Annotated in this window: 11 protein-coding genes; 3 read left to right on the top strand and 8 right to left on the bottom strand. The window is 49.6% G+C overall.

Features of this window, described 5'->3' with window-relative positions; all coding sequences use genetic code 11:
• The first annotated feature begins 27 nt into the window (after positions 1 to 27).
• A complete protein-coding gene (locus JKP77_RS00320; protein ID WP_218309215.1) occupies positions 28 to 564 on the top strand; it encodes a heme NO-binding domain-containing protein in 537 nt (178 codons plus the stop codon).
• A gap of 2 nt (positions 565 to 566) precedes the next feature.
• Entirely contained in the window at positions 567 to 2,708 is a 2,142-nt protein-coding gene (locus JKP77_RS00315) for a putative bifunctional diguanylate cyclase/phosphodiesterase (RefSeq protein WP_338024820.1), read from the top strand.
• A gap of 112 nt (positions 2,709 to 2,820) precedes the next feature.
• Here the strand turns inward: JKP77_RS00315 and JKP77_RS00310 are convergent, their stop codons facing one another.
• The 8 genes from JKP77_RS00310 to rpe form a co-directional block, all read right to left on the bottom strand.
• Positions 2,821 to 3,627, bottom strand: coding sequence for a DUF1338 domain-containing protein (locus JKP77_RS00310; RefSeq protein ID WP_218309214.1), 807 nt, complete (start codon positions 3,625 to 3,627; stop codon positions 2,821 to 2,823).
• 21 nt (positions 3,628 to 3,648) lie between these two features.
• A complete protein-coding gene (astD, locus tag JKP77_RS00305; RefSeq protein WP_218309213.1) occupies positions 3,649 to 5,118 on the bottom strand; it encodes a succinylglutamate-semialdehyde dehydrogenase in 1,470 nt (489 codons plus the stop codon).
• 14 nt (positions 5,119 to 5,132) lie between these two features.
• Positions 5,133 to 6,167: an arginine N-succinyltransferase gene (astA, locus tag JKP77_RS00300; RefSeq protein WP_218309212.1), complete on the bottom strand. Its 1,035-nt coding sequence runs from the start codon at positions 6,165 to 6,167 to the stop codon at positions 5,133 to 5,135.
• 27 nt (positions 6,168 to 6,194) lie between these two features.
• A complete protein-coding gene (locus JKP77_RS00295; protein ID WP_218309211.1) occupies positions 6,195 to 7,403 on the bottom strand; it encodes an aspartate aminotransferase family protein in 1,209 nt (402 codons plus the stop codon).
• Positions 7,404 to 7,698: 295 nt separating this feature from the next.
• Positions 7,699 to 8,862 carry an HDOD domain-containing protein gene (locus JKP77_RS00290; RefSeq protein WP_218309210.1) on the bottom strand — a complete coding sequence of 388 codons (1,164 nt, stop codon included), beginning with the start codon at positions 8,860 to 8,862 and terminating at the stop codon, positions 7,699 to 7,701.
• A 183-nt stretch (positions 8,863 to 9,045) separates the two neighbouring features.
• The gene (locus tag JKP77_RS00285) at positions 9,046 to 9,645 is read right to left on the bottom strand and encodes an anthranilate synthase component II (RefSeq protein ID WP_218309209.1); all 600 of its coding nucleotides are present in this window, start codon (positions 9,643 to 9,645) and stop codon (positions 9,046 to 9,048) included.
• A 20-nt stretch (positions 9,646 to 9,665) separates the two neighbouring features.
• Complete coding sequence (trpS, locus tag JKP77_RS00280) at positions 9,666 to 10,673, bottom strand: tryptophan--tRNA ligase (RefSeq protein WP_218309208.1); 1,008 nt, start codon at positions 10,671 to 10,673, stop codon at positions 9,666 to 9,668.
• Positions 10,674 to 10,707: 34 nt separating this feature from the next.
• Entirely contained in the window at positions 10,708 to 11,385 is a 678-nt protein-coding gene (rpe, locus tag JKP77_RS00275; protein WP_218309207.1) for a ribulose-phosphate 3-epimerase, read from the bottom strand.
• Positions 11,386 to 11,789: 404 nt separating this feature from the next.
• Here rpe and JKP77_RS00270 point away from each other — a divergent pair, with 404 nt between their 5' ends.
• Positions 11,790 to 12,455 (top strand): TorF family putative porin, encoded by a 666-nt coding sequence (locus JKP77_RS00270; protein ID WP_218309206.1) that lies wholly within the window; start codon positions 11,790 to 11,792, stop codon positions 12,453 to 12,455.
• Positions 12,456 to 12,696: the final 241 nt, after the last annotated feature.

Genomic DNA, 12,696 nt, shown 5'->3' with positions numbered 1-12,696 from the left:
ATTTTAATCCAAAAATGAGAGTCATAGATGCTGGGAATTGTGTTCACTTCACTGGTAGACATGCTGGAAGAGAAGGCGTCACCGGAGTTTGCCGACGAGGTACTGGTAGAAGCAAATCTGGAGAACGAAGGCGCTTTTACTGCAGTGGGTTATTACCCGTTTAGCGAGCTGGAAAAGATAGTCACTGTGCTGGTAGATAAAACCGGCAAACCTGTCGATGAGCTATTACATGATTTTGGCTTCTACCTTTTTGGTAAGCTGGCCGCCGCCCACGGGCAAGTGCTCTCAGGCAAAGACAGTTTGCTTGATGTGATGGAATACCTGGATGGTGATATCCATGTGCAGGTCCGAAAATTATATCCTGATGCCGATTTGCCGAAATTTACGGTGCTCTCGCGTACCGATACGGCAATGAGGCTTCGTTATTTTTCTAAACATGAGCTCTATGCGCTGGCCGAAGGGCTAATGGACGCAGCGGCGGAACACTTCGGCACGCCGGTCGAGCGTCAAACGATTAAAAGCTCTGAACCCCATACTTATGAATTCAGCCTGAAAGTGATTTAGTAGTGAATGAGCCTGAACAGCAGCTGCGTGTACTGGAAAGGCGTTTAAAGCGCGAAAAGCAGGCGCGGCAGCAAGCCGAAAAGTTACTGACAGAAAAAAGTGTCGCGCTGTTTGATGCTCTTCAGTTCAGCCAGTCTGCGCAAAAAAAGCTGGAACTGGCGTTATGGGCCTCCCAAGAGTCGTATTGGGAGTGGATGGCGCAAAACGATACTTTTGAGCTGCGATCCTTCTCGCTACGGGGAGAGAGTGAGTCAGTATGGAAAGGCTCTCCGTTTGACCTGCTGTCACAAGTACATGAAGACGATATCACTACCCTGGAGTTCCACTGGACGCTGGCGGTACATGGTGGCCGTGACAGAGTGGAAATTGCGTTTCGCTTTAAAGTCAGAGAAAGTTTTCAGTGGATGCGGCTGCGCGGGCGCGTGCTGGAACGTGATGAGCATGGCTCAGCCTTACATGTGGTAGGCACTACCAAAGATATTACCCGCGAAAGAAAAGCAGAGCAGTCATTCCACTTGATGGCATCGGCATTTTCCAGTTCCCGCGAGCCCATGCTCGTACTGTCTGAATCGCTGGAGATCAACGAATGTAATGATGCCTTTTTGCAATTAGTTCAGATCCACTCCCGTGATCACTGCGTTCATCATCCACTGTCGGCCTTTTTGCTCGATCCTGATGACAACCTGGGCTCGCTTCGAACCGGTTCGCAGGTCAGGTTCGAGTCAGTGGTGACCAACGAGAATGGTGAGAATGTGTCGGTAGATGTGTCCATTGCGAGGTTTGAAGCGCAACATCAAAGTTCCTCCTATCTTATTGCCACGTTGCGGGATATCAGCGAGCGAAAATCCAATGAAGCCAGATTACAAAAGATGGCATTGCATGATGATTTGACTGGCCTGCGCAACCGCAACGGCCTTCGTGACACGCTGGAACAGGTCATCAAAACTAACAGTCAGTTTATTCTGGCGTTTATCGATCTTGATGGTTTCAAGCAAATCAATGACACCGCTGGTCATGAACAAGGTGATGCTGTTCTCAAACGTATTGCCGATTTGCTCACTGACGAATTCACTTATCATCATCAGATTACCCGGTGGGGTGGAGATGAATTCGTCATCGCGCTGACAGGGATGACACTCGATCAGGCCCGCGATAAGTGTAGTCGTATTATTGCACTTATTGAATCAATTAGCCTGGATGTTCAGGGAACCGAGCTTCGCCTCTCTGCCAGTATAGGCATTGCCGAATATCCACTACACGGTGAGAGCATCGATACGCTGATTCAAAATGCTGACGCCGCAATGTACCAGGCGAAAACAACCGGCAAGGGCAGAGTAAACACGTATCAGGAAGGTTTGCTGGAAAGCATTAAGGAACGTGTCAGCTTGCTAAGCGATTTGCGCCGTGCAGTTAACCATCACGCCCTGGATTTCTATGTTCAGGGCAAGTACGACGGCAGCGGCGTGCTAAAAGGGGGAGAGGTACTCTGTCGCTGGCATTCTTCCTTACACGGCATGGTGTCGCCTGTCGTTTTCATTCCGCTGGCAGAGGCACACCAGTTCGACTCTGATATCGGCCTGCAAGCGCTCGAAGCTGCCTGTGATTATATCAGCATGATGGAAACACAGGGGTTAAGTATTCCATTGTCGATAAATATCAGCGCGAATCAGTTGCTCGACAAAGAGTTTGCTTCAAGAGCAGCAGCCATTTGTCACTCCTGTGATATTGCGACATCAATGATTGAAATTGAAATCACAGAGTCCATCTTTATGCGCGATGAACGCAGCGCTGTAAGAAGTCTTGAGACACTCCGGGAAGCCGGTTTTTCATTGGCGCTGGACGATTTCGGTACCGGCTTTTCGTCCATCAGTTATCTGCGCAAATTTCAGTTTCAGGTGGTGAAGGTCGATCGTAGTCTGATCCGCGACATACACCACGACAGCAAAGCGCTGTCATTGCTCAAAGGCGTGTTAGCCATGTTACAGGGACTTCGTCTTGATGTGGTGGTAGAAGGCGTGGAGAGCGAGTCTTATATTCCACTGCTGCAGGATTGCGATGTGGATTTAATGCAGGGCTTTTATTTTGACCGGCCCATGCCATTTGAACAATTTATGGCAAGGCAACACGCTGCCGGTACGTTCTGATTTTTAAGCCCTGGTGCACAAGCGCAGACTCACTGCGTGTCGATAGTCAAAAATAAAAAAGCTGCCTTTGGGCAGCTTTTTTTGGTCGTGCTTAAGCGCGCTTGGCAATAGCCTACTTGGCGTTTGTGCTCTCGAAGATTTTATCTGCAGAGGCGGCTACGAAGCCCTGATATAGCTTGCCGTCAGGCATCGCATAGCGCTGCGCAAATTCATAGAAGCAACTTGGAATGGCGATAGTCTCCTCGCCGAAGTCCACGTCAGCACGGTCGGCCATGGTGGATGATTGTGCCAGGTGTACATCTTTGCCACCCTTAATTTCCCCACCAGACGTGTTCAGTACAAAGCCCGCTTCTTTTAGCAGCTCGTTAACTTCTGTCAGTTCATTGGTCTGTGACAGGTGATTCACGCTCACAGTAAAGTGGTTGGCGCGGAATCCCCATGCAGCCAGCCATGCTGCGTACTCTGACTCGTTCAGCAACGTGTCATAGTCGGCTTTGGTGATATCCCAGTGACGTCCTGAATACAGGAAGTTGTCAGCCTCAACCACATCCGGGTTCATTTGATCTACCAGCTTGTGGATGATTTGCTGTGCCTGTTCAGACAGCTCATCAACACGCAGTTCACTGATAAACACTTTTGGCTGTGTATCATCCGGATGCTCAAAGTGTTTCGCGTCCAGCTTTTTGGCTTCGAAGTCGTACTGACCTTTTTCCTCATAACCCAACGCCAGAAAATGCGCGGCCAGCTTGTCCAGGCGCGTCTTATCCAGCTTAAAGGTACGAAATGCAACGTGGTCGTTTACGATTTCGTCGCCTGACTCTTCACCTAACAGCAGCTTGTGAATTTTGTGTGCTGATGGTGTGATAGTCACATAATCGTCCCACATGTGTGAAAACAAGGTATCGATGTTGCTGTGCATCTGACAATTATCCTTAATCAATTACAGTGAAAGGCCAGGGTTCAGAGCGCCTGGCAGGGCAACTTTATCCAGCTCGACAGACGCAACCGGGTAGGCGCAGTAGTCTGCAGCGTAGTAGGCGCTGGCACGATGGTTACCACTGTCGCCGATACCACCAAATGGCGCAGCGCTGCTGGCACCTGTGATGGGGCGGTTCCAGTTTACGATACCTGCGCGGATGCGCTGGAAGAAGTAACGATAATCTTCTTCGTTGTCACCTATAAAGCCGGCAGATAAGCCGAAGCTGGTGTTGTTGGCTTCTGCAATCGCGGCGTCGAAATCGTCGTAACGAATGACTTTCACCAGCGGACCGAAGTGCTCTTCATCCGGCATATCATTGATAATATCCGTGACATCAATAATGCCAGGGGTGACAAAACCTTTGCTTTCATCTTTTTGTTCAAGACGAACCAGCACATTCGCGCCAGCTTTTTCCAGAGAGGCTTGTGCACTTACCATCATGGCAGCGGCGTTGGCCGAAATCATGGCACCCATGAAAGGTTGGTCTTCAGCGTCGTACTCACCCACTTTGATGTTTTTCGTCACTTCGATAAAGCGGTTCAACAGCGCATCGCCTTGTTCACCCTTAGGTATAAACAAACGACGAGCACAGGTGCAGCGTTGACCTGAGGTAACAAAGGCCGATTGCACAATGTCGTGCACTGCAGCGTCAGTATTTTCCACATCCTTGACGATAAGCGGGTTATTTCCACCCATTTCCAGCGCAAGAATTTTACCCGGATGACCAGCAAACTGTTCATGCAGGATTTTCCCGGTGCGCGAGCTGCCGGTGAAGAACAAACCATCAATACCGGCATGGCTGGCCAGTGCTTTGCCGGTCTCTACTTCACCCTGAACCAGGTTGAGTACGCCTTTGGGTAATCCGGCCTTGTCCCATAGTTTTATCATTTCTTCGGCAACCAGCGGCGTTAAGTCGCTTGGTTTGAAGACGACAGTGTTACCGGCGAGTAGCGCAGGGACAATATGGCCGTTTGGCAGGTGCCCCGGGAAGTTGTAAGGACCGAAAACCGCCACTACACCGTGGGGCTTATGGCGAATAAACGCCTGGCCTACCGGCATCGGATTTTCAACTGTACCTGTACGCTCATGGTAGGCTTTTTCAGAGATGCCGATTTTGCCCATCATAGCGCCCACTTCGGTCGCGGTTTCCCACTCAGGCTTACCGGTTTCTTTGGCAATAACTTTGGTCAGGTGAGGCTTATTTTCTTCCAGTAGCGCTCCGAAGCGCTTAATGATTTCCAGGCGTGCTTCCACTGTCATTGCTGCCCATTGTGGGGCAGCTTCACGGGCGGCGCGGATAGCCGCGTCGACTTGCTCTGGGGAAGCAGAAACGCCTTCCCAGATGACGGCATTTTTCGCTGGATCGACAGATTTTAACGGGTGTCCGTTACCGGCCTGCCATTCGCCGTTAATATAATGTGTAGTTTGCATGTAGGGTCCTGTAATTAGTCTCTGAATTTCACCGGAGCGAACCGGACTGCATCACCTTCTTTGATATTAAGCGCCGCGGCTGCCTGACGTGACAATACGGCAACCTGCTGCTCTTCGCTCACTGCCATTTCGGTCGCGACAGCGCGAAAATCTTCTACTGAGGTGTTTATGATGTAGCTGGTCTGTCCCTGAGCAGCGGTTTGATCGTCAATGACTACCGGCAACTTGCGACTGGCCTGCGCTGTGCGAACGTGGCTGAGGTTGGCTTCCACTGTCGGGCCGGCGTCGAAAATATCAACGTAACCACGACAACTGAAGCCTTCTTCCTGCAATAATCGCAGTGCGGGTCGCGTTTTATCATGCACCTCGCCAATCACTGCCTGCGCTTTTTTGCTGAGCAGGTTCACGTAGATCGGATACTTCGGCATCAGTTCTGCAATAAAGACCTTATTCCCGATGCCGGACAAGTAGTCAGCGGTTGGGAAGTCCATCGAGAAGAAGTGCTCTTCCAGCCACTCCCAAAAAGGAGAACGACCTTGTTCATCACTAACGCCTCGCATCTCTGCGATAACGGTTTCAGCGAAACGGTGACGGTGTTCCATCATGAACAGAAAACGGACTTTTGACAGGAAACGGCCGTTGATGCCGCCTCGAGCCTGTTCCCGCAGGAACAGAGTGCAGATTTCCGTAACACCCGTGTAGTCGTTGCAGAATGTGAGTATTTCCGCGGTATTGTGAATTTTAAGCTCACGGGATGAATGCACCACTTTCCCCAGGTGATAGTGGTAAAACGCATCATCCAGGCCCACAGCGGCTTCAATGCCGCTGGTGCCTACCACCTGACCGGTCAGCGTATCTTCCATAACAAAAAGATACGATTCATTGCCGGGCTGAGTGACATTTTTGGTAAAGGAGTTAGTCGCACGGTCAATTTTGCGGTGCAACAGTTCCTCGTTTACCGGCAGCGACGTAAAGCCGATACCGGATTCTTCAGCTATATCATACAGCGCAGCATAGTCGGCCGATGTGATTGGGCGAATAATATTCATAAACGCTTACTCAACAAAAAAGTGTATTTACTTCGCGTTAGCGACGGTGGCGACAGCACGTTCGAAGCGTGCCATACCTTCTCTGATATCTTCTTCAGGAATAATCAGTGACGGCGCGAAACGAACCACGTTCATGCCAGCAACGAGACACATCAGTTTTTCATCCGCTGAGGCAACCAGGAAATCACGGGCACGGCCCTGATAATCGTCATTCAGCGCACAGCCAAGCAGCATGCCTTTTCCGCGAATTTCACTGAAAACATGATACTTGTTGTTGATGTCGGCCAGCAGTTCACGGAACAGCGCTTCTTTCTGAAGTACCCCTTCAAGTACCGCCGGATCGTTTACGATATCAAAAGCTTTTTCTGCCACCGCACAGGCCAGCGGGTTACCGCCATAAGTACTGCCGTGCGTCCCTGGTTTCAGGTGTGCAGCAATCTCTGTAGTGGTCAGCATGGCACCGATGGGGAAACCACCGCCTAATGATTTCGCGCTTGTCAGGATGTCTGGTGTGACGCCAAGACCCATGTACGCATACAGATGACCGGTACGGCCTACACCTGACTGAACCTCATCGAATATCAACAGGGCGTTGTGCTTATCACATAACTCGCGGACACCTTTGACGAAGTCGGCGTCAGGAGAAATGATACCGCCTTCACCCTGTAAGGGTTCCATCATTACCGCACACGTGCTGTCTGAAATCAGCTTTTCAAAAGCTTCAAGGTCGTTGTAGTCGCAGTGATCAACTGCGCCAGGTTTAGGGCCAAAACCGTCTGAATACGCAGCCTGACCACCAACCGTTACGGTAAAGAATGTACGGCCATGGAAGCCTTTGTTGAATGCGATAATCTGGTTCTTGTCTTCACCGTGTTTATCCAGTGCCCAGCGACGAGCCAGCTTCAGAGCCGCTTCGTTTGCTTCAGCACCAGAGTTCGCAAAATACACTTTGTCGGCAAACGTGGCGCTGGTCAGTTTTGATGCCAGGCGCATAGCCGGCTCATTAGTGAATACGTTAGACAGGTGCCACAGCTTGTTGCCCTGCTCGGTCAGCGCTTTTACCAGTTCAGGATGACAATGTCCCAGTACGTTTACGGCGATACCGCCGGCAAAATCGATGTACTCTGCACCATCCTGGTCCCACACACGCGACCCTTCACCGCGAACCGGTACCATACCTGCCGGGTTGTAGTTGGGGACCATGACTTCATCAAATGTTGCGCGAGTTACCTTCATCTTTTTTACCTCTATGTGAGCGTCGTTTTCAGGGCCAATTGGCGAAAGTTCCGACGCGAATAGTGATCGGAATAGCGTGGTAGTATGCCATTTATTCAACCCGATGTCTTCCCTGTGAGCCTCTGAAGCCCTTGATTTTCAAGGGTTATGGCTTAATTTGCAGGAAAAGTGAATAACTATCTATTTAACGGGAAAAACTACAGATTAGACCATTCGGCTGAACGGCTTTACGTTGTTGGAATGTGCCGGGAAATAGCAACCGCAGGGCTGCGGTTGCATGAATATCCACAAAAAATTAACCGTTTTCTGACGACGAGATAACCGGCAACTGAAAAATGTCCACCTCTTTCATCGCTTCAAGTGCGCCGGGTGGATACTTACGCTGAACGAAGAGAGGTTTTAGTTCTTTCTTATCAACAACGCGGTGTTGATATGCCATACGAACCTGCGCGTAATGGCGGGCCTGAGTCAGAACGTCAGCCAGAGAGCCGGGTTCAGGCGTTTCATTATTAGCAACGCTTCGCATAGGAGTAACAATCGACAGTCGCCTAAAATGCATATGTTCGAAAATATCAGCGCTGACTTTATCGGCATACTCATTCTGCAATGCAATCAAATAGTTCGCTGAGGGGCGTATTTTAAGCAGTGCATCATGCACATCGCGTTGTCGGTTCCGCTGTGCCTCTTCAAGCATCTTGCGCTGTACACCGTCAAATAAGCGGAAATACAACCGCGTAATAGTGCATCTGCCCAGGTTAGACAGCATACCAAGCGTGAACGCATCCACAGGCTTTACCGAGGTAAATCGCGCCAGCTCCCGCGCAGCAACCGCTGTGCCGTTGGCATATTGCAGTAGCTTGTGTTTGATTTGCGGGTAGGGGTCCGTAATCTGAGGCAGCGTTCGTTTGAATACCAGCGAAGGCAAAATAATTCGCAAATTCTCAATGCCGATAAAGCTAAGTGCTGTGCGTAACGACTCAACAACAATGACGCGCCCTTTTGAATCACGACGACGATGGGCTGGCGAGTTCACAATCTGCATCAGCTCGTCATAGAGCCACGGTTGAGCGGAAGCAAAACGCTCGATGCGGGAGATGGTAGTGGCGCGTAACGAGAGGGTGTCAAGCATGTCAGCGGTATCATCAGATAACGACAATACTTTTTGATAGATATTTTCGGAGCTCTCCAACTGCATATTGAGTTCATGCATCACCAGCTCGTGCAGATCAAACCGCACGCTGTCGATAAAAGAAGCCTCGTGCTGTTCCTGTAGCGCTTTGTTTTTTATCGCTACTTTTTCTACATGAAGCAGCTCGCGACGGGCATCGCCCTGTTCTGACTCTTCGAATCTCACTTCACCGGGACTGCGACGTCCCAGCATTTTAAACACACGTTCCTGTGCAATTAGCAGATTGTCGAAGCGCTCATCAAAAGCGGGCAACGACTTATCGTCCGTCATGGTAAAAAAGCTCCTGCGTGTCGATGCTGCGTGAGGCACGAGACTTGCTGCATACATATAATGTCTTCCGAATAATCAGATACTACCTGTATTTATCGGAAAAAGTGAACAGACTTTAACTTTTTATACTTAAGAATAATATATTTACGAGATACCCGAGCTGATGTGCTGAAAGCAGAAGCGTCAGGCTGATTTTTTGAACCGGCTTGCCTGCTTCAGAAAATTATCCAGAATGGCATGGCCATGTTCGGTAAGCAGCGACTCCGGATGAAACTGAACGCCCCACACCGGCAAGGTCTTATGGGAAATGCCCATAATTTCACGATAGCCATCGTCATGCTCACACCATGCATCTACCTGCAGTGACACAGGAAGACTGTCTGGCGCGATGACCAGTGAGTGATATCGCGTTGCTGAAAACCCGTCAGGAACCTGCTGGAACAGCTCCGCACTGCGATGGTGTACCGAGGAGGTTTTTCCATGTCGGATCTCGCGGGCACCGGTAACGGTGGCACCAAAAACCTGTCCAATCGCCTGATGACCCAGGCACACACCCAGAATTGGAATCGTGCCGGAAAAGTGAGCAATAGCTTCAAGGCTGATGCCCGCTTCGTTGGGTGTGCAGGGACCCGGTGAAATTACCAGTTGCTCGGGATCAAGCGCCTTGATGTCTGCCAAGGTGATGTCATTATTGCGAACAACCAGCACCTCACAACCCAGCTCACGGAAGTACCGTGCAAGGTTGTGAGTGAACGAATCTACATTGTCGATAAGAAGCAGCATGTCTCTGCCAGTTTGCGTTATCAGGGCTTTTTGATAAAGCCAACAGCGTCGTATACTTTTTCAAGGGTTTCCGAGGCACGGGCTGATGCTTTTTCGGCACCATGCTTCATCACGCTATCCAGGTACGCGCGGTCTTCACGCAGTGCTTTGAATTTTTCCTGAATGGGCTCAACCAATGCGACCACCGCGTCAGCGACATCGCCTTTCAGATGGCCGTACATCTTATCTTCATACTCAGGAACCAACGAATTGACAGATTTGCCGGTTGCCAGTGATAGCAATGTCAGCAGGTTAGACACACCGGGCTTTTCTTCCGGATTGAAATAAATGCGCGCCTGCTCATCAGAGTCTGTGACAGCACGTTTTACTTTTTTAGCCAGTTTTTTCGGTTCTTCCAGCAAGCCGATGTAGTTATTCGGGTTGGTATCTGACTTAGACATCTTACGCTCAGGCTCTTGCAGGCTCATGATCCGTGCGCCAAATTCAGGAATATACGGATCAGGCAGCGTCAGAATGTCGCCGTAAAGGTTGTTAAAGCGAGTCGCGATGTCGCGAGTCAGCTCCAGATGCTGCTTTTGATCTTCGCCCACAGGCACTTTGTGTGCGTTGTAAACGAGGATATCGGCGGCCTGCAGGACCGGATAGCTGTAAAGGCCCACGTTAATGTTATTCACATTCTTGGCAGACTTGTCTTTAAACTGGGTCATGCGATTAAGTTCACCCATTTGGGTGTAGCAGTTAAGCACCCACGCAAGCTGTGCATGTTCAGGAACGTGCGACTGCACAAACAAGGTGCTTTTTTCCGGATCAATGCCGCAGGCTAAGTACAGCGCCAGGCCGTCAAGGCAGGCGTTGTATAGTTTTTCTGGCTCCTGGCGAACGGTAATCGCGTGTAGATCAACCAGCATATACAGACAATCATGATCATCCTGCATGGAAACCCATTGCTTCAGCGCACCCATGTAGTTACCTAAGGTGAGTTGTCCTGAAGGCTGGCAGCCGCTTAATACAATGGGTTTGTTACTCATGGTGTGTTACCTGTAAAACTGAAAATTATGTGATTTATGCTGTTTCGGTGTGGGCGATTTCCCGACGCATTGCGCTGATAACTTCTGCGTAGTCATCCGCATTGAAAATCGCGGAGCCGGCTACGAACATATCAGCACCGGCTTCAGCAATCTCGCGAATGTTATCGACTTTTACGCCGCCGTCAATTTCTAATCGAATATCCCGCCCGCTTTCTGCGATACGCTGCTTAACCTGACGAACTTTATCCAGCGTTGAGGGAATAAAGGCTTGCCCGCCGAAGCCCGGGTTCACCGACATCACCAGTATGTGATGCAATCTGTCCATTACATGGTCAAGGTAGCTGAGCGGTGTCGCCGGATTCAGCACCAGACCGGCTTCACAGCCAAGGTCGTTAATAAGCTGAAGGGAGCGGTCGATATGCTCAGAAGCTTCCGGATGAAAACTGATATAGCTGGCTCCCGCTTTGGCAAACTTCTCAATTAACTCGTCAACCGGCTTGACCATCAGATGCACATCGATTGGGGCGGTGATCCCGTAATTTCTCAGCGCCTCACAAATCATCGGCCCGAAAGTCAGGTTTGGTACGTAGTGATTATCCATCACATCAAAGTGAACGATATCTGCCCCAGCACGCAATACCGCGTCTACTTCCTCACCCAGTCTCGCAAAATCCGCTGACAAAATGGAAGGAGCAATTAAACACTTAGCCATAGCCATTCCTTATCCCTTAAACACACGTTGAGAACGTGAAAATATCCGGGCGACTGAACATGTTACATGGCAGCAGATGAAACAATGTCGTGCCTGCTCATGCACCCTTTGAAAGTGAGCACAGAGTGTACCGAAAAGCCTTGGGCTTAAAAAGCGAAAAACCTGCACTGTTTCAGTGAGTGTGCTGCATATTGGTGCAATTTAAACCTCTTCCATTTTTCAGGCATCGTTACACGTATATTTTTACGTGAATAAAAATTCATAAAAAACAGCTGTTTACCCATTTTTTATGGCAAAGATAAATTGTGGTGTGGTTGGGCATCACTTTTGCGTAGTAGGGGCATAAGAACAAAAAGACAGAAAAGTTAAGAACATCAATTTAATAAATCCAACGGAGAACACACATGAAAACATTGAAAATGTCAGCTTTGGCAGTTGCCATAGTCGCTGCAAGTGGATTGAGTCAGGCGCAGGCTGCCGTAGAAGCTAACATCGGTGTTACCAGTAACTACCTGTGGCGCGGTGTGACGCAAAGCATGAATGATCCATCAATTTCTGGTGGTGTTGATTACTCGCACGAGAGCGGTTTTTATGCGGGTACCTGGATTGGAACCATCGATTGGGGTGCAGGCGGCGCAACTGAAAACGACTACTACCTAGGTTACAGCGGCGAGTCAGGCGATTTCGGTTACGATGTCGGCTACATCTACTATAACTACCCGGCAACTGGTTACGAAGATTCAGACTTCGGCGAAGTTTACTTCAATGGTAGTTACATGGGCTTCGGTTTTGGTGTGGCTTACACAGTAAACTCACAGGTGGCTGACGGCTCACTGTTTGATACTGGCGATATCTACTACAATGTCTCTTACGGCTGGGATTTGCCAAACGAATTTGCTCTGGGCGTAACTTATGGCTACTACGACTTTGATTTAGGTAGCGATTCGGATTACGGTCACTATCAACTTGACCTGTCAAAAGGTGACTTTACACTGACAGTGTCCAAAGCGGATGACGAGTCAGGCGACGACGATACTAAATTCGTTGTTAGCTGGGGTACGTCTTTCTAAGACACCTTACAGGGCAACTGCCTTTACCACGTTGAGTCTTGTCTGGCGCCACTTTTTAGTGGCGCTTCTTAATTCTACGACAAGTACACATCTGCAAATGACCCTCAGACCGCGCAATATGACAATTGCTGATACCTGATAACGCTGCCTGTGTCTGTTTTCGGGCTGGTCTGTATCGTCTGCGGCCAATTATCTGACCGCCTGTATATTTCTGAGCTCCTACTTTAAGTCATCGCCCTGA

Origin of the sequence: Alteromonas antoniana, from assembly GCF_019249295.1 — a bacterium.
GTDB classification, from domain to species: Bacteria; Pseudomonadota; Gammaproteobacteria; order Enterobacterales; family Alteromonadaceae; genus Alteromonas; species Alteromonas antoniana.
The sequence above is the reverse complement of the archived record's forward strand: the minus strand, read 5'-3'. Positions and strand labels throughout refer to the sequence as shown.

What these genes read in the sequence shown, in the direction of transcription:
- JKP77_RS00320 (WP_218309215.1), top strand. Translation starts at nt 28, where the DNA reads ATGCTGGGAATTGTGTTCACTTCACTGGTAGACATGCTGGAAGAGAAG.
- JKP77_RS00310 (WP_218309214.1), bottom strand. Translation starts at nt 3,627, where the DNA reads ATGCACAGCAACATCGATACCTTGTTTTCACACATGTGGGACGATTAT.
- astD (WP_218309213.1), bottom strand. Translation starts at nt 5,118, where the DNA reads ATGCAAACTACACATTATATTAACGGCGAATGGCAGGCCGGTAACGGA.
- astA (WP_218309212.1), bottom strand. Translation starts at nt 6,167, where the DNA reads ATGAATATTATTCGCCCAATCACATCGGCCGACTATGCTGCGCTGTAT.
- JKP77_RS00295 (WP_218309211.1), bottom strand. Translation starts at nt 7,403, where the DNA reads ATGAAGGTAACTCGCGCAACATTTGATGAAGTCATGGTCCCCAACTAC.
- JKP77_RS00290 (WP_218309210.1), bottom strand. Translation starts at nt 8,862, where the DNA reads ATGACGGACGATAAGTCGTTGCCCGCTTTTGATGAGCGCTTCGACAAT.
- JKP77_RS00285 (WP_218309209.1), bottom strand. Translation starts at nt 9,645, where the DNA reads ATGCTGCTTCTTATCGACAATGTAGATTCGTTCACTCACAACCTTGCA.
- trpS (WP_218309208.1), bottom strand. Translation starts at nt 10,673, where the DNA reads ATGAGTAACAAACCCATTGTATTAAGCGGCTGCCAGCCTTCAGGACAA.
- rpe (WP_218309207.1), bottom strand. Translation starts at nt 11,385, where the DNA reads ATGGCTAAGTGTTTAATTGCTCCTTCCATTTTGTCAGCGGATTTTGCG.
- JKP77_RS00270 (WP_218309206.1), top strand. Translation starts at nt 11,790, where the DNA reads ATGAAAACATTGAAAATGTCAGCTTTGGCAGTTGCCATAGTCGCTGCA.